Genomic DNA, 22,459 nt, shown 5'->3' with positions numbered 1-22,459 from the left:
TTATCGCTATAAATTATGGTCTCCATAAAAACTTTGTGAACAACTACGTTTCTTTCTATGCTCGCCTTCACGTTTTACATAGGTAGAAGTCGGCTATGATCGTAGTGTGTTTATCTCGGAGATAGCGTATGGACATCATTTTTCTGGTTAGTCTCATTACACTTAACGGTCTCTTTGCTATGTCGGAGATTGCACTTGTTACTGCCAAAAGTGGTCGATTGAAAAAAATGGCTCAACGACAGGCATCGGCTCAACTCGCGCTGCAACTCAAGGAAACCCCAACGTTATTTTTGTCTACTATCCAGATTGGCATTACCGCTATTGGTATTTTGAGCGGCGTTTTTGGAGAGGCGATACTATCTGCACCGTTCAAGCTTTGGCTCATAGAGCATGGTGTGGAGCATGATATTGCGTCGGTATTTGCCACCGCTATTGTGGTGATAGCGATTACCTATTTTGCCATTGTAGTTGGAGAGCTTGTTCCTAAGCGATTTGCACAAAATAATGCTGAGCGAATCGCCGTTTTCGTGGCCTATCCAATACATTGGCTCGCTCAACTCACCAAGCCTTTTGTCGCTTTATTGTCAATCTCAACAGACGCCTTACTTCGTATGATGCGACAGCAGGATAATCAGAACGAAAATGTAACCGAAGAGGATATTGTCGCTTTGGTGCGGGAAGGCACTGAAAAAGGGGTGATTGAACATCAAGAGCAAGTCATGATTGATAATTTACTTTATCTTAATGACAGGGTTGCGACATCATTAATGACCCCTCGAAGTGATATCCACTATTTAGATATTGAACAGTCAATCGATGAAATTTTAAAGAACCTTCGCCAGACACAGCACTCAGTATGGCCAGTATGTCGAGGTGGCTTAGACAATATGATAGGGACAATATCATCGAAAGTACTGCTTGATGAATACAATGACCTTTCTATCGCCAAGCTTGCGAGGTTGTTACGCAAGCCTAGGTTTGTGCCAGAGTCAATGAAGGGACTGTCACTACTGACATACATGCAAAAGACCAGCTCAGAAATGACATTTTTGGTGGATGAGTACGGCGATGTGCAAGGGCTAGTGACCCATTATGATGTCCTTAAATCCATTGCTGGTCAGTTAGGAATGGCGCCACAACAAGTGTGGGCGAAACAATTAAAAGATGAGAGCTGGCAGATGGACGCATTGATACCTCTCAACGAATTCAAACATAAGTTAGATTTGGCGGAGTTAGAAGGGGAGGCGGAAGAAAGATTTCAAACATTGAACGGGTTCTTAATCTGGTTGATGGGTCGTGTACCAAGTGTTGGGCAACGAATTCACTATCAACACTGGGAATTTGAAGTCGTCGTCGTGAAGAATAATCGAATTATTCAAGTAAGAGTGCGTAAAGCAAAGGAGGTGCCGGATAACAATGATGTTGAAGTATGACAACTATTACGAAAAGCAACAATCCGCTCCTTTAGGAGCGGATTGTATGAGTCATTATAGTGTTTGATGCAGCTCGAAATAACGCCCTTGTTTAGCCAGCAATGCATCATGATGCCCAAGCTCTAGGACTTTGCCATCTTCAAGTAAGCAAATGGTATCGAACGTATCGAGGTTAACTAAACGGTGGGTAATGAACACAACGGTTTTACCTACGAAATGCTGGTCAAATAGCGCCATCATTTGCTGTTCTGTTTGCTTGTCTAAGCCTTCGGTTGGCTCATCAAGTAATAGAATTGGTGCATCGTGCAGCAGTGCTCGAGCGATACCAATTCGTCTTTTCTCACCTCCCGAAAGTTGACGTCCCCCATCACCAAGCCAAGTATCTAAACCCGATTCAGTCAGCAACGTGTTTAGACTAACTTGACTTAATACCGCCTCTAACTCGGAATCTTGAGCATCAGGTTTTGCCATCGCTAAGTTATCGCGTAACGAGCCGTTTAGAATATCAACACGTTGACTGACAATACTCATTGATTGTCTTAACTGCACCTCACTCCAGTTTTGAATATTGTGACCAGCCAGTTTGACACTGCCAGATTGAACGTCCCAATAGCGAGAGATGAGTTGCAATAGCGTAGATTTACCTGAACCTGTTTGTCCAACAATCGCCAATTTCTCGCCGCCCGCAACAGAAACAGAGACATTTTCTAGTGCATTTTGATGGGCATCAGGGTAGCTAAATTGTACCTTGTCAAAGTCGATAGAGAAGTGGTCGTTGTGCGTGACTGGCTCCATAGGAAACTGCACTTCTGGCTCAGCAAGGATAATCTCGTTTAACCGCTTGGCCGATGTCAGTGTCTGTCCAAGGAACTGGAATGCGCCGGCGATGGGCATCAGTAGCTCAAAACTGGCCATGGTGGCGAACACCATTAGCGCAATCAGTGGATCTGGTTGATTGCCAGCGACACCATCAGCGGATAACCACAAAATAAGGATGAGTAACCAGCCGTTAGCTAGAATCAACAGACCCTGCGCAAGACCTGAGACCTTGGCATGGATAAATTGATTGCTGAGTAAGCGCTGCTGAGCATCGAGAATAGCTTCACGGTAGCGAGATTCTGCACCAAATAGCGTTAACTCACTGTAACCTTGCAGCCAGTCCAAAGTTCGAACTCTAAGATCAGCCTTGTTTATTGTCAGTTCATGACCATTGTTCTTCCCAAGGTAATAAAATAATACCGGCCAGATAATCAACAGCGACAGTAAAATTCCACCTAGAGTAAGGGCTAGGGTTGTGTCAAACCAGCAAAGTACGGCAGTCAGACCTATGATGCCCAAGAAACCCACAACAATAGGGCTGATTAAACGTAAGTAGACATGGTCCATTGCGTCAACATCTGCGACTAAACGGTTAAGCATGTCTGCATCACGGATATTAATCGCTTTACTTGGGATCAGCGGCGCAAGCTTGCTAAAGAAGAACACTCGCAGATCGGTCAGAAGCTTAAACGTCGCGTTATGGCTAACGACTCGCTCTCCCCATCGACCCGCTGTTCTTCCCATTGCGGCACCCCGAACGCCCGCTCCGGGAAGCATATAGTTGAAGGTTTCTCTTGCGATAGTTAGCCCGGCAACGGCTGAGGCGGAGATAAACCAACCGGATAGGGTTAAGAGACCAATCGAGGCAAAGAGCGTTGCAAAGGCGAGTACCATCCCCAGAGACAGACCAAACCAATGTTTCTTATATAATTTAAGATAAGGGAGTAACTCACGCATCTAAATTCCCCTTATTGTTATCGACCATCGTATTGTGTGCCGACAGCATGGATTTAAATAACCCATCAGTTTGTGCTAATGAGGCAAAGCTTCCAGATTGTTCCATATATCCGTGATTCATGACCCAGATGCTATCGACGTTTTTAAGTTGTGATAGCTGGTGAGTTACCGTTAACGTGGTTTTCCCTTGCGTGGTTTGTCTGATGCCTTCTGTGACTAAGCGTTCACTTTTGGCATCTAAGCTGGCGGTGGGTTCATCAAGAAGCCAAAATTGCCCATCTTGAATCATCGCGCGCGCCAGTGCCAAGCGTTGAGCTTGCCCGACTGACAAACTACTAGAACGATCAGTAACGTGGTAATCAAGGCCATGCTGATCCACAAATTCATCTGAAAATGAGGAAGATAGGGCGCTTAGCACGGTGCTATCGCTGACATTTTCTTTGCCCAGTGTGATGTTTTCACGGATGGTACCGTGTAAAAGCAATGGGTTTTGTCCAACCCAGCTGATGTTTTCCCGCCAATCATCACAGGAAAGTTCACGCAATTCTTGGCCGTTAATTTTTAGGGAGCCCGAGTAAGGCATAAAGCCCAAAATCGTATTCACTAAGCTTGTTTTACCCGCACCACTTGGACCGACAAGGGCTATGCTTTGACCATTACTAATATGGAAGCTGATAGGGCCAACGAGTCGCTTGCCTTCTGGACTAAAAATTTCGAGATTATCGGCAGAGAGTTCAATGTGATTGTTAGTACTCAGCTTATTTTGACCTTGCGGTAAGTTTTCCACTTTCGTATCTAGGAATTCAACAATACTTTCTGCCGCGCCAACCGCTTGAGCTTTGGCGTGATAAAACGTGCCAAGGTCTCGCAATGGTTGATAAAACTCCGGAGCAAGGATCAGAATGAATAGACCCGCAAATAAGGTCACGCCAACGCCGTAGTGACCAAAATTGACTTCACCAATAAAGCTAAAACCGAAATAAACAGCGGTCATTGCAATCGAGATAGAGGTAAAGAACTCAAGTACGGCAGAAGAGAGAAATGCTAAGCGAAGCACGTCCATCGTTCTCTTTCTAAAGACTTCTGACGCACCTTCAAGTACATCTTTTTCTGCTGCAGTGCGGTTAAATAGACGGATTGTTGTCATGGATTGCAAGCGATCATAAAAGTGACCAGACAAGCGTTGCAGTGCTTTGAAGTTTTTTCTGTTCGCGTCTGCTGCCTTCATACCAACTAATGCCATGAAAAGAGGCACAAGAGGAGCGGTAATCAGGAAGATAAGGCCCGCAGCCCAGTTAATAGGGAACACGACAATCAAGATAACAAAGGGTACTAAGACTGCTAGCGACATCTGTGGTAAGTATTTAGCGAAGAAATCATGCATATCTTCGACTTGTTCCAATACCAGTGTTGCCCAAGTGCCGGCTGGTTTACCTTTAATATAGCTTGGCCCCAGTTCGTGGAGTTTATTGAGAATAAGCTCTCGAATGTAGCTGCGGATTTTTTCGCCACATTTAAATCCAGCTATTTCTCTTCCCCACGCACACGCAGCACGTCCTGCGACCGAGACAATTAGTCCGATAAAATAGGGGATAAGTTCATATTTGTCAGTATGTTCAATAATGAGCTGGTGGAGTATGGTCGCTATCAAAGCAGCTTGCGCGAGCAAGAACAAGCTGGATAACACGCCAAGGCCTACTGCGATCAGTAGCCAGCGCTTTGCTAAACGACTTTGCGTTTTGAGCCAGTTATTCAAGCTCCGTTGTTTCTTTTTATCCATTTAGACGGCTTAACTTAATGAGTATTATTCTTAGAAGAAGCGGGGAGTATACAAAAAAGAACCCAGTGTATACACCACTGGGTTCTAAGGTTTTGTAATTGTTTTAGGCGTTGATAGCGTCGAGGAAGCGTTCTGCATCCAGAGCAGCCATACAACCCGTGCCTGCAGAGGTAATGGCTTGGCGATAATTATGGTCCATAACATCTCCTGCTGCATAGATACCTGGAATAGAGGTCTGCGTGGCGTTGCCCTCTAAGCCTGATTTTACGATGATGTAACCATTATTCATCTCCAATTGGCCTTCAAATAACGATGTATTTGGTTGATGGCCAATGGCAATAAATGCCCCCATCACTTCAATGTGCTCAATACTGTCGGTTTGAGTATCTTTAACATTGATACCCGTTACGCCCATTTCATCGCCTACTACTTCGTCAAGCGTGCGGTTGGTGTGCAAAATAATATTGCCGCTTTCTACCTTATCCATTAAGCGTTTGATTAAGATTTTTTCTGCGCGGAATGTTTCACGGCGGTGAACTAGGTGCACTTCGGAGGCGATGTTCGCTAGGTACAGTGCTTCTTCCACAGCAGTATTACCGCCACCAACGACGGCGACTTTTTGATTGCGGTAGAAGAAACCATCACAGGTCGCACATGCTGAAACACCACGTCCTTTAAATGCTTCTTCGGACTCAAGTCCTAGGTACTTGGCTGAAGCACCCGTTGAGATTATAACCGCATCCGCTGTGTACTCTTGACTGTCTCCAAAGAGCTTAAATGGGCGCGCACTGAAATCGACGTTATTGATGTGATCGAAGATGATCTCGGTGTCGAATTTCTCTGCGTGTTCTTTCATCCGATCCATTAGTAGTGGGCCGCTAAGATCTTCGGCATCGCCTGGCCAGTTCTCAACATCAGTGGTAGTGGTGAGCTGTCCACCTTGCTGCATTCCTGTGACGAGCACAGGATCTAAGTTGGCACGAGCCGCATAGACAGCAGCGGTATATCCTGCCGGACCTGAGCCAAGAATCAGCAATTTACAATGTTTTGAATCAGCCATGTTTATTCTCACTTATTTATCTTTAGGCAGCGACGTTGAGCTACTCGCTTTATCTCTTCTAATATATTGGGCTTTGCGGATAAGAATCAACACTTAGCGAGCAACAATGTCAGATATTTACGAAATCCGCTGACGATAGGTGGATAAATAGTCCAATAGACTGTGCTTTCTGTGGTAACCCGCTTTGAGTATCTAATCTTATAGCATATTTGACTAGCCCAAGCTGTAATGGCGTTGGGTTGTCATTAGGCAGTGCTTTATCTTATTTTTCTAGCTTAACTGATTGATAAATGGCGGTTAAATCTCTTGCTGTAGTCAGCTATGCTAGTTTTTGTTTGTTGAGCGCGGTTGTTGTAATGATAAAAAGCTAACTTTCGGGTGAATGGTGGATTAATGTTTTGAAATTGCCATGTTGATGGATGCAAATGCTATGAATGGTTGAATTTTCAGAGTTAATGCGTTTTACTTATTTGTAAATAAGTTGTTGCATTTGTGGTTAAAATGCAAATTGTTAAGGCGATTATTATGTTACATTCCAATGAAAATACCCTACATTTAACTCAGCTTAGTGAAGAGGCTACTCAACAGCTTTCTCCTTCCTTTTCTAAATTGCCCCATACCGAGCATGCTGACGGGCAATATCGTCTGCGTCGTTACTCTGTTATTCAATTTTGTGATGGAAAAGTCGTTGAAGAAGACAAACATGACTTTATGCAGACAGAACACTTTAATCACTTTCAAGGGGATGTGATTCGTCGCTTTGAGCCTATCCTCTCCAAAACATTGCACAGTGAGGGCATGCGAGAATTGGTATCGTTATTTATGACGTCAAATCAACTGCCTAATGGACAAGAGATAGAAATTCATCAAATGCGCATCGCTGCAGTTTATGAAGAGACTCAAGTCGCGCCTGAAGGGGTGCATCAAGATGGGTTTGACCATGTTGCAATTGTGGGCATTGAGCGCAAGAACATCGTTGGTGGGGAAGTGATGCTGTACAACGACAATCATGAAGCGCCGTTCTTTAGAAAAGTGCTTGAAGATGGTGAGGTGGCCATTTTAGATGATCATCGCTTGTGGCATAACGCGCAACCTATTCGCTGCGTAGACTCCAAAACAGAAGGGCACATGGATGTCTTTGTACTCACAGCCAAGGATGTGAATAATGCACTTCACTCCTAATTCAGCAAGAGAGCAATTTCCGGCGCTGGCGCAATGGCATAATGAACGGCCTGTTGTGTTTCTCGATGGACCGGGTGGCTCGCAAGTACCGCAAACAGTACTTGAGGCAATGACTCATTATTTAGGGCGTTATAACTCAAACCTTGGTGGGCATTACTTTTCGAGTCAACATACCGTCACGTTAATGGCAAAGGCTCGCAGCACCGCCGCTGAATTTCTCAATGCAGAAAGCGCTGAGCAGGTAGTATTTGGTGCTAATATGACGTCGCTAACGTTCCAGTTAAGTCGTGCGATTTCTCGTGACTGGCAACCTGATGATGAAGTCATTGTCACCGCATTGGATCATTATTCGAATGTGTCGTCTTGGCAGCAAGCAGCGGACGATAAAGGCGCCATTGTTAAGCATGTTCAGGTAGATGAGCGCCACTGCACTCTTGATTATGAACACTTTGAATCATTACTGACCAATAAGACGAAGCTGGTTGCTGTGACGTATGCGTCTAATACGACAGGGTCCATTACAGACATTCGTCGTATTGTAGCGGCTGCAAAGAAAGTGGGAGCCCAAGTATATGTAGACGCAGTTCACTTTGCACCACATGCATTGATCGACGTTCAAAGTTTGGGGTGCGATTATTTAGTGTGCTCTGCCTATAAGTTTTTTGGACCCCATTTAGGTATTGCCTACATTGCACCGCAACATTTGCAATCGCTAAAACCATACAAGGTTGAACCAGCAACCAATATTGGTCCGGGTAGATTTGAAACAGGGACTCAAAGCTTTGAATCATTGGCAGGTTTAGTCGCGGCGATTGAGTATTTAGCCCAATGGGGCGAAGGAAAGGGTACTCGTGAAAAGTTAATATCATCTGCTAACATCATTGCTCAGCATGAAGAACAAATTAGTCGTTACTTTTTAGAAAGGCTGTCTAGATTAGACTACATGACACTCTATGGGATGCCGGAAGCCGACCATCAGCTGAGAACCCCAACCTTTGCTTTACGTTCAAGTGTACATTCACCGGAATGGATGGCAAAAGTACTCGGTGAAGAGAATATCTGTGTTTGGAACGGGCATTTCTATGCGTTAGGCTTGGTCAAGCAGCTTGGTATTGAGGAGTCAGGGGGCGTATTACGTGTGGGCTTTATGCACTATAACACCTTGGCGGAAGTCGATACGTTTTTCGACGCCCTTGAATCGATGCATTAATGTTTGTCCGTCATTGCCCTCGTGAAAGAGGGCAATGATTGGGTGCAAAAATAGGGGGATTGTTACAGATAGCGCGCTGTTAACAATTGGTGTTTTTTACCCCCTTACCTTACAGGCTATTCGGAGACTTCTACTTCGTAAGACGTAAATTTTCTAATGTTAATCACGCCCGTGTCGAAGATCAGATATTGACCTTTAATTCCCTTTAGTATGCCTGAAACAACAGGTTCTTTATCGAAATTATGGGACTTGATTTTTGTCGGGTGTTCTTCTACCGGATAGCTAAGAGACGTAATGTTTTCGGCAAGTATTTCGATAGATTGCTCGCCATATTGTGCTCGGATTTCCGCAATCTTATCCGCTACAAGAGGAAGTAGCTCTAGCGCTTTTTCTTGCAACGCAATTGGCGAGCCATCCTCTTTTAATAGTGTGCGCCAATTGGTTTTGTCGGCAATGTGTTTCGCCAGTTCAATCTCAATTAAGCCAGAAATGTAGCGAGTTGACACTTTTAATATAGGTAGACCTTGTGTGGCACCTTGATCAATCCAGCGAGTGGGGATTTGAGTGTGGCGAGTGATACCTACTTTTAGGCTAGAGGTATTCGATAAGTAGACAAAATGGTCCACCATGCAGTTGGCTTCCCCCCACTCAGGCTCTCGGCAGGTACCGGCATCATAGTGGCACGTTTCAGGTTTCATTATGCACATGTCGCAACTGGCGAGCTTACGCATACAGACAAAGCAGTGACCTTGAGAGTAGCTTTTTTTAGTCTTCTTACCGCAGGCACTACAAAAAATATTGCCAGTATGGGTAAGAGTTAATGTGCGACCGATGAAAGACGCGAGTTCGATTTCTTGCTCGCCGACAGGTAGGCGATATTGAACCGTTGAGTCGAGAGTAGCACGCATTTTGGATAGCGTACCAGATGCTAAAAGCGACATGACATTACTCATTTTTGTTGTTTTATTTAGTGTAACAAATACAGCGCTTGTGGTCTGTTTAAAAAGAGAGCGGAGTCTGCGGTAATAGGGGAATGAGCTACTGAATGATTTATAGATCATAAGAAATTGTCAATGTTAGACGTCATATACAGCGAGAGGCTTCATGGTATCGTGAATTGAGTATTGCTAATGGATGAGGCAAGCGCTAGTTTTATTGATGGATTAGTCAGAATTTGAGTTTAGCGCTACCCAATGAAGTTTCCTTATCGTTTATTGCTGTTATTGGTTTTTGTGACGGTTGCGTTTGTTCAGTTTTACCATTTGTGGGGAGAACAGAAACGGCTTGTCTTAACCACAAACAAATTCGAACTCTTTGCTACCAACGATCAACAAGATGGGGGGCAAAGTCAGTCGATCTTAACAACAAGCAATAATCAGACACGACTTAACTGTGAGTTAAAAAGTAGCGACTACCCTTGGCCATATTGTGGTCTGTCGATTCACCTAAGTGCTGACGCATCCAAAGGCATAGACTTGTCCAGTTATCATACACTCGAAATTGAGCTCGATTATTCATTGCCAGCTGATGTGGATAAAACGTTGCGTCTTTACTTTAGAAATTATAATCCCGCTTATTCTAACCTTGAAGACGAGTATACCCATAAGTACAACGGTATTACGCTCAACCATGAGAGCGGGCTGCTGTCGATTCCCATCAAGAACTTTCAAGTTATGACGTGGTGGTTGGTTGATAACAAAATACCGATTAAATTTGCTTCTCCTGAATACAGTAACATCACCAAATTTGAGTTGGCGACTGGCTCTGGCTCAATGTTGGGAGAGCACCAAATAGTAATTAAGAACATTACTTTAATAGGGCGATATATTGAGGGAGAGTCGCTTTTTCTAATGTTACTGGCTGGTTGGGTTATGGCGGCGATTTCTTTGATCGCCTGGGAGTTTAGAAAGCACCGTAGAGATATAGAGCGTTCGCATCGTAGAACGGCTCATTTGGCGCGCCTCAACCAAAGATTGACCAGCGAAAATATTATGTTCGCCGAGTTAGCGCATAAAGATGCTCTGACAGGGATTCGAAATCGTCATGCAGTAAGAGAATGGTTGGAGAACCAGCAACGAAATTGCTCGAAAGGCGTGATGAGCCTCCTTTTTATTGATATTGATTACTTTAAGTCTATCAATGATAGCTACGGGCATAGTGTTGGCGATGACGTTCTACGTGAATTTGCAGTGATATTGTCGGATGTTGTTAGCGAACAAGACATAGTTGTACGTTGGGGCGGAGAAGAATTTGTTATTTTTTGTTTAGATAAAAATTGCGAGATGGCAGCGCGAGAAGCAGAAAAAATTCGACAGAAAGTCAGTAGTCATTTATGGATACACGGCGATTCGCTGACCTGTAGTATCGGTGTGTCTGAGGTGTGTGCGGATAATGTCTATGGTGCGATAACCCAAGCCGACAATCGGTTATATCGTGCAAAACAAGCGGGCAGAAACTGTGTCGTGTTTAGCTAATGACGGCTTATTTGAGTTATGTATAAACATCATTGAAATTATCAACATTGATGAAAATTACGGGTTGAGGTGAGATTCTATAGGGGCAGTTTGTATCATCTCGCGTTCTATCGCCTCCGTTTCAGAAATGATGGGTTCTTTTGGACCTAAATATTTAGGTTGCGTGTCCATAATGTAGAGATCCAAAAACGCTTTTGTTCGTGCAAATACTTCTCTAAGACGTACAGAAAAACCAGATTTCGTCGTGGGACCGGAAACGGCTAAGCAAGTTGCGTTAATATCGTAAGAGCGGGCGATAAACAGCGCTCGTTCGCAATGAAACTTTTGCGTGATGATTAAGAAGTCATCAGTATCGAAGATTTTTTTGGCTCGCACAATGGAATCTAGCGTCCGAAAGCCAGCGTAATCGAGGTGAATGGCGGGCTCCGGTACTTCCGCTCGTAATAAGTCCCGTTTCATCGTCCAAGGTTCGTTGTATGAACGATGAGCATTGTCTCCGCTCAGTAAAAAGTGTGACACCTTCCCTTCGTCGTAGAGAGCAATAGCCGCTTCGATGCGATGTGAATAATACTCATTGAGTGTACGCCCCAAGTATTTACTGGTGCCCAACACGACCGCAACTTGGACGTTATCTATCTCTTCAATAGACGTGAGAATGCGGTCTTCAGCCTGCCAGCTGACCCAACGGTCAACGGAGATGACAAAGACAACGAACATGATGACGGTATAACAAGCAATACGAAGCCCTCTCTTGATGAAAGAGAACATGGATGCGGAGAACAACGTTTCCTTGTTAAATCTAAAGGTCACTAAATCTGACGATTCCTTTGAGCCCAAATGCCTATACTCACAAAGCTTAGAACCACAATGCTGAACATCAAGCCGGGTTCGGTACTATCCAAAACATCTGCTAATAAGGGCGTTGCTTTTATTATGACCAGCCCATATCCAAATGCGTTAAGTAGTATAAAGCAGACCGTGCGAATTGCGAAATTTGTGTTTCGTAATGCATTTCGCATCAAGCGGTTAATGTCTGCACCTAATACGACAAGTACGCAAGCAACAAGTGCCGTTGAAACCTCAAAAAGATAGGGAGAGATAAATTGGCCACCGGGCGAGAAGATGTGGAACATAGGGGAGATCCTTACTTATTCGGGAAAATGGAGTCGAAAACAAAGTTATTAAACAAAAAAAAGGCCCTTGTAAACAAGAGCCTATGTGTAGGTAAACCGCTAAATGTGAGGTGTATTCCGTTTAGAACGCCGAGCGCTTGTACTTACGGTACACTGGCTGCCAGAAGTTTTCTTCAATCGCTTCACGTAGCGTCTCGTCAGAGGTTTCTTTCGCAACGCCTTGCTCGATGGCTTTTTTAGCGACGGCAAAGGCAATGCGTTTAGACACTAAATGAATCTCTTCTAACGGTGGCAATAATTGCCCAAAGCCTTTTTGTGCTAATGGAGAGCACTCGGCCAACGCACGGCTAGATTCCATTAACATTTCATCGGTAACGCGTGATGCTTGAGCCGCGAGTACACCAAGCCCGATACCAGGGAAAATGTAGCTGTTGTTACACTGCGCGATAGGGTAGGTTTTTCCTTCCACCACAACAGGATCAAAAGGGCTGCCTGTTGCGACCAATGCTTGACCTTTGGTCCAGCGAAGAATGTCATTAGGTGTCGCTTCAACACGGCTTGTCGGGTTTGAAAGTGGGAACACAATTGGGCGTTCACAGTGTTGATGCATCTCTTGGATGATCTCTTTACTAAACAGACCTGGCGCACCAGATACGCCAATTAATACTGTTGGCTTACCATTTTTAATGACATCGTGTAGCGAGAAACCACTGTTTTCACTTTGCCAATCGGCAGTGTTAGTGTGTTTTTGAACCAAACGTTGTTGGAAGTCGAGAAGGTTTTGCATGCCTTCTTGCAATAAGCCCCAACGGTCGACCATAAAGACTTGTGAACGCGCTTGTTCATCAGAGATGCCTTCAGAGACCATTTGCGCCACAATTGCTTCGGCAATACCGCAACCTGCAGAGCCCGCACCCAAGAATGTAATGCGCTGATCAGACAGTTTACTGCCTGCCGCTTTACATGCCGCGAGCAGAGAACCCACGGTGACCGCAGCGGTACCTTGAATATCATCGTTAAAACAACAGATTCGATCTTTATAGCGCTCTAGTAGTGGCATCGCATTTTTTTGTGCGAAGTCTTCAAATTGAACGAGCGCATCTGGCCAGCGGCGCTGGACAGCTTGAATAAAGTCTTCTACAAACGCGCGGTATTCATCGCCGGTAATACGCGGATGACGCCAACCCATGTACATAGGGTCTGCAAGACGTTGTGGATTATTGGTTCCCACATCAAGCACGATTGGCAACGTGTAGGCAGGGCTAATTCCGCCACATGCCGTATAAAGTGCCAGCTTCCCAATTGGGATCCCCATGCCGCCAATGCCTTGGTCTCCCAATCCCAAGATACGCTCACCATCTGTGACAACGATAACTTTAACGTTGTGGTTACGTGCATTGTTCAGCAAGTCGTCAATACGATCACGGTTTGGGTAAGAGATAAATAAGCCGCGTCCACGACGATAGATGTTTGAGAAGTTTTCACACGCTGCCCCAACCGTTGGGGTGTAAATGATCGGCATCATTTCTGAAATATGGTTTTGAACCAGGCGGTAAAAAAGCGTCTCATTGGTGTCTTGGATGTTACGAAGATAAATGTGCTTATCCATGTCGCTTTCGAAGCTCGTATATTGCTTATACGCGCGGTCTACTTGTTCTTGAATAGTCTCAGTCGTTTCCGGCAGTAGCCCTTCTAAGTTGAAAGACATGCGTTCTTCGGTGTTAAAGGCGCTGCCTTTATTAAGGAGCGGGGTACTAAGTAGGGCAGGGCCTGCATATGGGATATAAAGCGGTCGTTTATTGTTATTCATGGGTTACCTGTTTGGGAACAGTGGAGATGGAATTGAGCACAATTAAGATGCGTAATTTACCATATAATTCACCATATCGCGATGAAGTTTTGTTAACGGCTTGTGTCACACTAGGTAAAAGTGCACCGATGCACCTCGAAACTTTGTTGGACCCTCGTTATACTCACTTTCCCAATACTTATTGCTTAGTGTCGTTATGATTTCTCTCCCAATTGATAGCATTGAATCCGAATTTAAACAGTTACTTACTCAGCACCATTTGGTGGTTGAAGCTGAAACGGGATCGGGTAAATCGACACGTTTGCCACTTTGGGCGATGACACAAGGTCGGGTGCTGGTGGTTGAACCGCGTCGGATTGCGTGTACCTCGCTGGCTGGGTTTGTCGCAGAAACGCTATCTGAAAAGGTAGGTGTGAGTGTGGGGTATGCGATAAAGCTCGAAAGTTGCTACCAAGATAGCTCTCGTGTGGTGTTTGTCACGCCGGGTGTCGCTTTGCGTTGGTTTGCTGAAAATCAACTGGCGGGCTTTGATATTGTCATCATTGATGAATTTCATGAACGGCGCTGGGATACAGACTTATTGGTGGCGCTACTAAAACAAGCACAGAGCCATAGAACTGTTATCACGTCGGCGACAATTGAAGGGGAAAAGCTTGCTGGGTATTTCGGCGCGCAACGTTTGGTGGCGCAGGGACGTCACTATGACGTCACGCTTCAGCATGTTCGAGCCGATAGTCGCCAGTTGCCAGATAGCCGAGATTTAGAGCAGAGAATCAAAGAAACGGTTGAGCGCTACTGGCATACATTAAACGGTGATGTGCTGGTGTTTCTCCCTGGTCGCAAGGAAATTCAACAAACGGCGTCTATGTTACGAGCAATGGCCGAGCAATACGATATTGTTATCGCTCCATTATACGCGGCGGTCACAGATACGGAACGTGCGCTCGCAATGACAAAGCAGACCAAGCGTAAGATTGTGTTGGCGACGAACGTGGCCGAAACCTCGCTGACCATACCGAATATTGAATTGGTGATCGATTCAGGTCTTGAGCGCCGCAATGTGCAAAGAAATGGTCGTACTACGCTGATGTTGTCTCATATCTCCAAAGCCAGTGCTAAGCAGAGAAGTGGGCGAGCGGGTAGAGTGATGAACGGGCAATGCGTACGTTTGTATGGAGAACATGCCGCCCTTGCTGTCGTGACGCCTCCAGAACTTCAGCGAGAGTCTGTTGTGGAGCCTGCTCTTGTTGCGGCAATGTGTGGGCAGTCGCTAGAGGGATTGGATTTTATCGATGCTATTCCCGTGAAATCGCTAGAACAAGCTAGGCAGCATTTAACGGAACTTGGTGCAATTAATGAGTTTGGTATCACCGATCATGGCCGTCAGCTCGCCCCATTACCTGTTGATACCTTATACGCACACCTGATCGCTAAGATGCCGACTAACGCATTAAAAGAAGTGATGATCGACTTAACGGCGGCGTTGTGCACAACAGGCAGCGTGTACCAGCTCTCTAGTAATGAAGAAGCACTTGAAGCGTTGGATAAACAAGAGCCAAGAGGCTGCGATGCCACGCTTTTAGTTGGACTGGTACGTGGCAAGGTGTTTGGCGGCATCACCGTTAATGCGGAAGCGTTAAAGGAAGCTCAAGGTCTATCCCAACAGATGCGAGACGTATTTCAACTGCCTACACGAGAGGTCGCGTCACGTTATGATGTTTCTGAGTGGATACTGGCAACGATTCAGGCTAACAATGAACTGTTATTTGTTCGCCGAAAGAAGCGTAAAGAGGCGCTCGGTAATGGTCATATGGAAGTGCTTCTTGGACGGCAGAGTCGACTTAAACCAAGCTCTGAAGGGGCATTAGTCTTTGCTATTCATAGCTTACCAGGGCGCGGCGTTAGGGAAACAATGAATCTAGCGACTGCGGTTATGCCCGTCAGCATGACGATGATCGAACACTCAGGAGTTGGCCAGTGGCAGACAAAAGAAACCGTTAATACGGAACTGGGTCTGAAAAATTTCGATGAATTGCAATACGCTGGAAGGGTGATTACCACTCGATTATCAGAACCTGAAGGTGGTAGTGCATTAACCATGATGGTCAACGCCATCATGAGTAAGAAGGTTTTTCCTGCGTTAGCTCATCGTATTAACAGTGAGCTACAGCATTGGCAGCTCTACCAAGATTTAGGGTTGGCTGAGCACAGTAAAGTAACCTCACCGATCACTGTAGAGCAATGGCTGCACGATAATCTGAAAGCATTGGGCGTGGAGTCATTGAGTGATCTTGAGTTATTGGATGAAGACGATTTTATTGTCGAAGGAATTCCGGAGTGGGAGTACCAAGATTTTGCCGCGCGATTTCCGCTTATCATTCAGTTAAGTGGTTTGAAACTGGATGTGGAGTATTTTGGACGTAGCAAACTCGTCCAGATTCACTTCAACGGAGGCAGTAGAAAGGCGGATCCAATGCGCAAAGAGTTGCCAGCGTGGCAAGGGTGGCGTGTCCGTTATAAAAAAGCAAGCCGAGTGATCGATTTAAGATGAGCGATTTAAAAGCCAGGCTGGTGCACGCAATCGGTTAAATAAGGTTATGCAATCTTGTGCATTTTTGTTCATATTATGTTGCGAATTAGATTTTTATATCACTATTAAATCGCCAATGAAGTAATAAAAGATGATTTTAATATATCCTATTGCTATATGCTGATTGTTGGACAATAGTAGCTATATAACATTCTGTAAGCAGGAGTGGTGATGAGCAGTGAGACCCTAACGGAAATAGAATTTGACTATACAAGCTTTCTTGGCGCATCTTGCAGTAAGAAGTGGACGTTTCTTGAAGCATTAAGCTCTGTCGCACCTATTTTTGGTGAAGTTTGGAAAGCGAACGCAAAAGGATTGGAGGATGTAGACTCACGTTTGTGGAATGAAGCACTCAATACGCTTTCAACCCGACAAAGTGATGAGCGGAATTTGATTCGCTTGATTAGGCTGGCTCGCGAGGAAAAAATTACCCGCCTTAGAGTCGTGATGCCTTATTCATTAGAAGCCGAACAATTAGAAGAGATTCAGTCAAAAACCCAAGCCGAAGTTTTACTAAATAGCGATGATGATGTACTAACGATCATACTATCGTCGTAATTGAAAAGAGAGGGGCATCTAACCCCTCTCTTGCTATCAATACGTTAGTGGCCGGTAAACGAGAAATTAGTCAGCGATCAAATCATAATCGCGGCGAAGAATATCAATGATTTCTTGTTTAGGGTTATCGCTTAATACAATTTTTTGTCCGGTAATTTTCTCTGCAATACCAATATAGGTTTCAGATACGCTGGTTAGTGCGTCAAGCGGTAGAGCATTATTGATTGCTAATGCTTCACGTTCTGGCATGCGTTCTTTGTTGAGCAGAATATCTGGATCTGGGAAGTAGTTAAGTAGAAACTGCCTAAAGCCTTCTTTAGAGTTTTCGACGATGTTACCTTCTTGATAAGCCGTAGTATCCCAAATGCGAGATGAGTCTGGTGTTCCTACTTCATCCATGTAGATCAATTTCTCATTGCCACTTGCATCAGTCACATAGCCAAACTCAAATTTGGTATCGACAAATGTTTGATCAATTTGCTCAAGCGCGTCGCTAATGACAGCAAAACCTTCTTTTAGCAATTTTTCGTATTGTGCGACACCTGCGATGTCAGAGAAGTTAAAGGCTGAGTAGTTATCGACGATATTGTCGCGAGTGATATTAACGTCATCCGCTTCTGGTACACCCGGGATATCACGTAAAATTCCTTTTGTTGACGGAGTAATGAGTACGTCGTCAAGTTTAGAATCTTTCTTTAATCCTTCTGGCAAGGTAATACCACAGAATTCTCGCTCGCCTTGCGCATAGGCGCGCCACATTGACCCCGTGATGTACTGGCGGCAAATAGCTTCAATCATGACGGGTTTGGCTTTTTGAACGATCCAGATAAATGGATGAGGAATATCTAAGATGTGGCTATCGGCAAGCCCGCTCTCTTTAAAGAGCTTAAACCAGTGATTAGAAATAGCATTGAGTGCTGCTCCTTTTCCGGGAACGCCTTTTAGTCCACCTTCACCATGCCAGATACAATCAAACGCTGAAATGCGGTCACTGATTACCATAATAGCCAGAGGGGCATCTTCTGCCACATCATAACCTTTATCTTTTATCAGGCGGCGACTATCTGCTTCGGTCAACCAATAGACTGAACGTACTTTGCCACTATGCACAGGCTTATCGGTACGAATTGGGAGATCATCGTTTACAGCAAGGACTTGATCAGCGAGACTCATTGAGACATTCCTATCTAACGTTGGCGTCGCAGCAAAGGCGACAAAGAAGAAAGAGCAACTAAATGCTCACTTTTCCCCGCATCATACCAGAATTCAGACGCGCTTCCATCATAAAAGCAAACGTTTGCTTTGTTTTCTTATTTATCTTTCTTGTCCGTTCATAAAAGCGTCATTTCTAGGCTTGATCAATTATTCAAGAGGGAATTAGTGTAGATAAGAAGAGGGCGCAAGAAAAATAACTTCACAGTTATATTGCTGAGCAAGCTGTTGTAAGTGCTGCTGGCTAGCGGATGAAAAGTCACCATGGGCAATAATGGCACAGGCATTACCTGACTGAATCGCCTTTTCGATAACCTGTGTCTGGCTTAAGTGCAGTGATGGTTTCATTTGCACCATATGGTTACCAAGCTCTTCATAATGAGAAATTTGTGCCATTGTTGGGCGAGGGCATTCTGCAGTAAGTAGTATCCATTGATGTTTTGAAGCGAGCTGAGACACCTGACTAAGTACATTCGTTGCCATTGCCCGCTGATACGGCGGCAGTGCTCTTTTGGTCGTAGCGTCACGACGTGAGTGGATGTTCAGTGGGTTAAGAATTTCAGTATCTCGCAACATAAACCTGTCCTTTTATACATGCTGTATGTCTATACAGTAGTTTTAAGGTGTAAAAAGGTCAATGTGTTTTTTAAGTCTATTCGAGGTTATTTTTTAAGATGTTGATATATAAGTAATTATAATTTTAGTAAATGTGATGTCGAGCAAAATAGCTTTCGGAAATAGACGTAATAGCGCTGAGGTACTGTATAAGCACTGTATAACTACTGCGTGGAGGGAGTCAGTCCGTAGCGATTTAACGATTGTTAATCATGTGACTATTATTAATCGCGTAACTATTATTAATCACGTAACTATTGTCGGTAGCGGCTGTAGCTTGCTTACTAATGCAGAGGTTTAAATAGCGGCGGTGGGTTTAGCGATGTTGTAGCGTTTGATTTGCCTATGAGGGTGCGTGAACGTAGCAGAGGAGTATGGCGAGTAGATATAAAATAGAAGTAATAACGCCCCTTTTTTAAAAGAGGCGCTTGAGACAAAACTAAGACTTACATAGGGAGTCTCTGTATTCCAACTCCGCTTGATTAAATTGCCTTACATCCATCGCGGCGTAATTGACGCACCCCTCACACGAGAAATGACACTTGCCGTCGACATATTGGTGCTTAGTCACATAGTTTGGCTTCTGGCACCAATCACAAAAACCTTCAATGGTGAACGTATACATTTTTTCTCCCCACCCTTAAATACTGGGTGTTATTCTCACCACTGATTATGACATGAAATGGCACGCGATGTTAAATAATTGTTTCATTTATTGCGTTTTTATAAGTATTAGTGAGAACGGTGCGAGTTTTAATGAATTTTTTGAGACTGCTTAACATGTAACATGAGCGTTTTAAACGCGATATTGAGCTGCTTCATTTCGTCTTCAGATCCTTGAATGTCAGGATGAAAAATACGAGAGAGTTGCTTATAGCGAGATTTCAGTAGGGTAGGTGTGAGCAGCTTTTGTTGCTTGGGCGCAAACCCAAAACGCAAATACGCCTCTTCGAAAGCGCTTGGTGGAGGCGTTGTAGGCGCACTCTTTTGTGTGGTTTGCGCTATTTTTAATTTGTGCTGAAGTGTTGCAATGGTTCGTTGCTGAGCTTGTAACACTTCTTGTAAACGTGGATCACCACGACGTTCATTCGATTGAGATCGTTTGAATTGTACCAAATAGTAGCCAACGCTTATCAAGATGAGCAATAGCACTACCCAATATACGAAGTGTGTACTCCAAGAGAGAGTACCGCTGTTGTTATGTATAACATTGCTATTGTTATGTTTCTCACTGCTAACGTTAGGTTGATTACTCGCTGATGCCGCGGGTTGAGCGAGCGAGGCTTGGGGGGCAGCTATTCCTTCTTGCTGCTGTAAAGCGTCTATTTGGCGGCGTTGTCGCTCGTTAAATTGCTGTTGCAGTGCGTGCTCAAATTCTGACTCAAAGGCGCTAGATTGCTCAGCAGCCAAGGAATACCAAAGCACGGCTTGGTCGGTGGCTGGAATATTTACGTTATTATCACTATAGAGTTTAGCGAGTTTGCCATAAGTACTTTTGTCACCTAACACCGCAAGTTTGGTGTATAAAAGCGCGGCACGGGAAGCGTTTTGTGTGATCCCTCTTCCGTATTCAAGTGCTTGGGCATAGTTGTAGGTCGCATTAAGGTGACCATTGTTACTTGCCTGTTGATACCAGTAGCTGGCTTTGGCAAGGTCTTGTTTAACGCCTTGCCCCGTCTCATAAGCAAGGCCTAACTGATACTGGGCATTGGCGTCATCAAGGAGGGCTTGCTGCTCTAGGGAAGCGATGGGGCTAGCCAGAGCTGCTGTATGCAGCACAATATACAAGGTAATGACACGGATAGTCATTGACCATCCCTGATAAAGCCGCTGAGTCATCATCTTCCTTAATAACGAATAATAGGTAACACTATTTGAGCATTTTAGGGGCTTGTGCGCCATTGATTGGTCGGTTTACTGAGAGCTTACGACCTTTCTTTAGTCCAACTTCGTAATCAGCAGTGATATTTTTCATCGCGTCTCTAAGTTGTTGTTTGAATGTCTCACGGTCGATATTTTTAAACTCTTTATCGATGTAATTGTTGATTTTGTTGTTTGACTCATCGTCAGGGGTAATGATTGGAAGCTTTTCTAGTGCGCCTTCGATCCAGCCTGAAACAAAAGAATTTACACGTCGCGTGACTTCAGTTGTAGAAGTACCCGAGCCAGCAAAGCCATTTCTAAACTGCCCAGTATGCTCATTCATTTCTCGATAGATAATATCGAATGCGAACGCTGCGAAGATCGCTCGATCGGCCTCACCAATAAACTCAACACGTTTGAGTCCTTTGTGATTCAGCAAAACGGCCTCCACGCCAAATTTGGTGTTAATACCACGAATAACGCGTAGAAGAGTGGAACTAATATTAGCTGGCAACAAATGTGTCGATTGGGTTTTCCCCATTTTGATGAACTCGATGTCATCTTTATCCAGCCCATACTTCAGCATGAGGTTATGCGCCATTTTGATCGCATTTGCGGCTTCATTGACGTTAGCTGAATTACCTAGTTCAAGGCATTTGGCAATTTTTTTAAGGGCTTTTTGTTTATCCATCGACAATGTGAGTTCTCTGTACCGCGAAAGAAAAAGGGCACTATTTTAACGATTTTCCATGGAAAGGGGAAGCGTGGGTTTGGATTTAGGTTATGTGATGACTTGAATGATGTTGCCGTTATTATTAGATGAGTCATTTAAGAGAGAGTCGTAAAGACTCTCTCTTAGTCCTTAGGTGTGACATAAGCCTAGGCGTTAGATGCCTAACTCATCTAACAAGTCTTGGCTTGTACTGCTTTGTTTTGTTTCGACTTTCTCTGCTGCTTTATCTTTTATTGCTTGCTCAATAATAGCGTCAGGGGATTCATCGGCTTGCACTTCAAATTCTTCCATTTGGATGAACTCGGTTTTATCCATAGCAAACTCTAAATAGAAGATATTGTTGTTTGCGGTTGAGAAAGTGACTCGTCTTGCCTGTGGGCGCTCTAAGTTAGTATCAACCGATAGCACTACCTGCTTGTTTATCGCCAGCATCTTAGGTTGATTTTGCGTGATATTGGTTTGCAGTTCTTTTCTCACTTTATTAGTGAAATCACCAACCAGTTGATTCATTAGCTCACCAAGTACGTCGCCGACTTCATCTGCGTTATGGTGGATCGCAAGCTCTTCTTCAGGCATGCCCATACTGCGCATGTAGTTGGAATATACTTCTAATGCTGCTTGAGAAGTGAAGTTGATGACAACAAGGCCTGAGAAACCACCATCAAATAATACAAAACAACCGAAATCGGGTTTGAGCGTGGTTTTAGTGATTTTTTGTACCATGGCAGAATACGTTACGCTAGATTGCGTTGCCGCTGTTAGTACATGTGATACGGATTGGCATAGCTTAAGAAGGATGTCTTCCGTGGTAATAACCTTGGTTTTTTTCATTAGATACCGCTTTATTGAATGTCTGCTTCCTTGATAGTGCCGAGTTTGGCATGAAGGAAACATCTTGAAAAGATATAAACGATGCACAATTGCTATGAGATTGCGATTTGATCACACTTTTAATTGTTGTAAAGTGACGAGATAAGTAAAATTAGTACGCACCTGCAAAAAACTCAGGAAATCACGGCCTAAGCATGTG

General features: G+C 44.3%; 19 protein-coding genes. 6 read left to right on the top strand and 13 right to left on the bottom strand.

Annotation, left to right across the window (positions count from 1 at the left end; genetic code table 11):
• The first annotated feature begins 128 nt into the window (after positions 1-128).
• A complete protein-coding gene (locus L4D74_RS04905; RefSeq protein WP_428751017.1) occupies positions 129-1,433 on the top strand; it encodes a hemolysin family protein in 1,305 nt (434 codons plus the stop codon).
• Between the two features lie 54 nt (positions 1,434-1,487).
• Here L4D74_RS04905 and cydC read toward each other — a convergent pair whose 3' ends face one another.
• The 3 genes from cydC to trxB all read right to left on the bottom strand — a co-directional run bounded on the left by cydC (position 1,488) and on the right by trxB (position 6,049).
• The gene (gene cydC / locus L4D74_RS04900; protein WP_428751016.1) at positions 1,488-3,209 is read right to left on the bottom strand and encodes a heme ABC transporter ATP-binding protein/permease CydC; all 1,722 of its coding nucleotides are present in this window, start codon (positions 3,207-3,209) and stop codon (positions 1,488-1,490) included.
• Entirely contained in the window at positions 3,202-4,989 is a 1,788-nt protein-coding gene (cydD, locus tag L4D74_RS04895) for a heme ABC transporter permease/ATP-binding protein CydD (protein WP_428751015.1), read from the bottom strand. The genes cydC and cydD overlap by 8 nt, the downstream gene beginning before the upstream one ends.
• A gap of 103 nt (positions 4,990-5,092) precedes the next feature.
• Positions 5,093-6,049: a thioredoxin-disulfide reductase gene (gene trxB / locus L4D74_RS04890; protein ID WP_428751014.1), complete on the bottom strand. Its 957-nt coding sequence runs from the start codon at positions 6,047-6,049 to the stop codon at positions 5,093-5,095.
• Between the two features lie 525 nt (positions 6,050-6,574).
• Here trxB and L4D74_RS04885 point away from each other — a divergent pair.
• Both L4D74_RS04885 and L4D74_RS04880 read left to right on the top strand, forming a co-directional pair.
• A complete protein-coding gene (locus L4D74_RS04885) occupies positions 6,575-7,231 on the top strand; it encodes a 2OG-Fe dioxygenase family protein (RefSeq protein ID WP_428751013.1) in 657 nt (218 codons plus the stop codon).
• On the top strand, positions 7,215-8,441 hold the full coding sequence (locus L4D74_RS04880) for a cysteine desulfurase-like protein (protein WP_428751012.1): 1,227 nt from the start codon (positions 7,215-7,217) through the stop codon (positions 8,439-8,441). Before L4D74_RS04885 ends, L4D74_RS04880 begins: the two co-directional genes overlap by 17 nt.
• 116 nt (positions 8,442-8,557) lie before the next feature.
• Here L4D74_RS04880 and L4D74_RS04875 read toward each other — a convergent pair whose 3' ends face one another.
• Positions 8,558-9,382 (bottom strand): DUF2797 domain-containing protein, encoded by an 825-nt coding sequence (locus L4D74_RS04875; RefSeq protein ID WP_428751011.1) that lies wholly within the window; start codon positions 9,380-9,382, stop codon positions 8,558-8,560.
• A gap of 252 nt (positions 9,383-9,634) precedes the next feature.
• Here L4D74_RS04875 and L4D74_RS04870 point away from each other — a divergent pair, with 252 nt between their 5' ends.
• Positions 9,635-10,915, top strand: coding sequence for a sensor domain-containing diguanylate cyclase (locus L4D74_RS04870; protein ID WP_428751010.1), 1,281 nt, complete (start codon positions 9,635-9,637; stop codon positions 10,913-10,915).
• Positions 10,916-10,972: 57 nt separating this feature from the next.
• Here L4D74_RS04870 and L4D74_RS04865 read toward each other — a convergent pair whose 3' ends face one another.
• The 3 genes from L4D74_RS04865 to L4D74_RS04855 form a co-directional block, all read right to left on the bottom strand.
• Positions 10,973-11,632, bottom strand: coding sequence for a SanA/YdcF family protein (locus tag L4D74_RS04865; RefSeq protein WP_428751172.1), 660 nt, complete (start codon positions 11,630-11,632; stop codon positions 10,973-10,975).
• A 92-nt stretch (positions 11,633-11,724) separates the two neighbouring features.
• Complete coding sequence (locus tag L4D74_RS04860) at positions 11,725-12,048, bottom strand: DUF3392 domain-containing protein (RefSeq protein WP_428751009.1); 324 nt, start codon at positions 12,046-12,048, stop codon at positions 11,725-11,727.
• A 121-nt stretch (positions 12,049-12,169) separates the two neighbouring features.
• Entirely contained in the window at positions 12,170-13,858 is a 1,689-nt protein-coding gene (locus tag L4D74_RS04855; protein ID WP_428751008.1) for an NAD-dependent malic enzyme, read from the bottom strand.
• Positions 13,859-14,054: 196 nt separating this feature from the next.
• Between L4D74_RS04855 and L4D74_RS04850 the strand changes: the two genes are divergently transcribed.
• Together L4D74_RS04850 and L4D74_RS04845 are read left to right on the top strand one after the other, a co-directional pair.
• Positions 14,055-16,409, top strand: a complete 2,355-nt coding sequence (locus L4D74_RS04850) for a helicase-related protein (protein ID WP_428751007.1) — start codon at positions 14,055-14,057, stop codon at positions 16,407-16,409.
• 210 nt (positions 16,410-16,619) lie between these two features.
• Positions 16,620-17,006: a transporter gene (locus L4D74_RS04845; protein ID WP_428751006.1), complete on the top strand. Its 387-nt coding sequence runs from the start codon at positions 16,620-16,622 to the stop codon at positions 17,004-17,006.
• 66 nt (positions 17,007-17,072) lie between these two features.
• Here the strand turns inward: L4D74_RS04845 and L4D74_RS04840 are convergent, their stop codons facing one another.
• The 6 genes from L4D74_RS04840 to L4D74_RS04815 form a co-directional block, all read right to left on the bottom strand.
• Positions 17,073-18,179 carry a phosphoribosylaminoimidazolesuccinocarboxamide synthase gene (locus tag L4D74_RS04840; protein WP_428751005.1) on the bottom strand — a complete coding sequence of 369 codons (1,107 nt, stop codon included), beginning with the start codon at positions 18,177-18,179 and terminating at the stop codon, positions 17,073-17,075.
• A gap of 204 nt (positions 18,180-18,383) precedes the next feature.
• On the bottom strand, positions 18,384-18,794 hold the full coding sequence (locus L4D74_RS04835) for a hypothetical protein (RefSeq protein WP_428751004.1): 411 nt from the start codon (positions 18,792-18,794) through the stop codon (positions 18,384-18,386).
• 478 nt (positions 18,795-19,272) lie between these two features.
• On the bottom strand, positions 19,273-19,458 hold the full coding sequence (locus tag L4D74_RS04830; protein ID WP_265673152.1) for a hypothetical protein: 186 nt from the start codon (positions 19,456-19,458) through the stop codon (positions 19,273-19,275).
• A 128-nt stretch (positions 19,459-19,586) separates the two neighbouring features.
• A complete protein-coding gene (locus L4D74_RS04825) occupies positions 19,587-20,642 on the bottom strand; it encodes a tetratricopeptide repeat protein (RefSeq protein WP_428751003.1) in 1,056 nt (351 codons plus the stop codon).
• 61 nt (positions 20,643-20,703) lie between these two features.
• Entirely contained in the window at positions 20,704-21,387 is a 684-nt protein-coding gene (locus L4D74_RS04820) for a DUF2786 domain-containing protein (protein ID WP_265673150.1), read from the bottom strand.
• Positions 21,388-21,582: 195 nt separating this feature from the next.
• Entirely contained in the window at positions 21,583-22,260 is a 678-nt protein-coding gene (locus tag L4D74_RS04815; RefSeq protein ID WP_428751002.1) for a DUF3334 family protein, read from the bottom strand.
• Between the last annotated feature and the right edge of the window lie 199 nt (positions 22,261-22,459).

The sequence above is a fragment of the Vibrio cionasavignyae genome, assembly GCF_050337155.1.
Taxonomy (GTDB): domain Bacteria; phylum Pseudomonadota; class Gammaproteobacteria; order Enterobacterales; family Vibrionaceae; genus Vibrio; species Vibrio nomapromontoriensis.
The sequence above is the reverse complement of the archived record's forward strand: the minus strand, read 5'-3'. Positions and strand labels throughout refer to the sequence as shown.

Bases quoted from the DNA above. Each gene is read 5' to 3' on its own strand.
- L4D74_RS04905 (WP_428751017.1), top strand. From the start codon at position 129: ATGGACATCATTTTTCTGGTTAGTCTCATTACACTTAACGGTCTCTTT.
- cydC (WP_428751016.1), bottom strand. From the start codon at position 3,209: ATGCGTGAGTTACTCCCTTATCTTAAATTATATAAGAAACATTGGTTT.
- cydD (WP_428751015.1), bottom strand. From the start codon at position 4,989: ATGGATAAAAAGAAACAACGGAGCTTGAATAACTGGCTCAAAACGCAA.
- trxB (WP_428751014.1), bottom strand. From the start codon at position 6,049: ATGGCTGATTCAAAACATTGTAAATTGCTGATTCTTGGCTCAGGTCCG.
- L4D74_RS04885 (WP_428751013.1), top strand. From the start codon at position 6,575: ATGTTACATTCCAATGAAAATACCCTACATTTAACTCAGCTTAGTGAA.
- L4D74_RS04880 (WP_428751012.1), top strand. From the start codon at position 7,215: ATGCACTTCACTCCTAATTCAGCAAGAGAGCAATTTCCGGCGCTGGCG.
- L4D74_RS04875 (WP_428751011.1), bottom strand. From the start codon at position 9,382: ATGTCGCTTTTAGCATCTGGTACGCTATCCAAAATGCGTGCTACTCTC.
- L4D74_RS04870 (WP_428751010.1), top strand. From the start codon at position 9,635: ATGAAGTTTCCTTATCGTTTATTGCTGTTATTGGTTTTTGTGACGGTT.
- L4D74_RS04865 (WP_428751172.1), bottom strand. From the start codon at position 11,632: ATGTTCGTTGTCTTTGTCATCTCCGTTGACCGTTGGGTCAGCTGGCAG.
- L4D74_RS04860 (WP_428751009.1), bottom strand. From the start codon at position 12,048: ATGTTCCACATCTTCTCGCCCGGTGGCCAATTTATCTCTCCCTATCTT.
- L4D74_RS04855 (WP_428751008.1), bottom strand. From the start codon at position 13,858: ATGAATAACAATAAACGACCGCTTTATATCCCATATGCAGGCCCTGCC.
- L4D74_RS04850 (WP_428751007.1), top strand. From the start codon at position 14,055: ATGATTTCTCTCCCAATTGATAGCATTGAATCCGAATTTAAACAGTTA.
- L4D74_RS04845 (WP_428751006.1), top strand. From the start codon at position 16,620: ATGAGCAGTGAGACCCTAACGGAAATAGAATTTGACTATACAAGCTTT.
- L4D74_RS04840 (WP_428751005.1), bottom strand. From the start codon at position 18,179: ATGAGTCTCGCTGATCAAGTCCTTGCTGTAAACGATGATCTCCCAATT.
- L4D74_RS04835 (WP_428751004.1), bottom strand. From the start codon at position 18,794: ATGTTGCGAGATACTGAAATTCTTAACCCACTGAACATCCACTCACGT.
- L4D74_RS04830 (WP_265673152.1), bottom strand. From the start codon at position 19,458: ATGTATACGTTCACCATTGAAGGTTTTTGTGATTGGTGCCAGAAGCCA.
- L4D74_RS04825 (WP_428751003.1), bottom strand. From the start codon at position 20,642: ATGACTATCCGTGTCATTACCTTGTATATTGTGCTGCATACAGCAGCT.
- L4D74_RS04820 (WP_265673150.1), bottom strand. From the start codon at position 21,387: ATGGATAAACAAAAAGCCCTTAAAAAAATTGCCAAATGCCTTGAACTA.
- L4D74_RS04815 (WP_428751002.1), bottom strand. From the start codon at position 22,260: ATGAAAAAAACCAAGGTTATTACCACGGAAGACATCCTTCTTAAGCTA.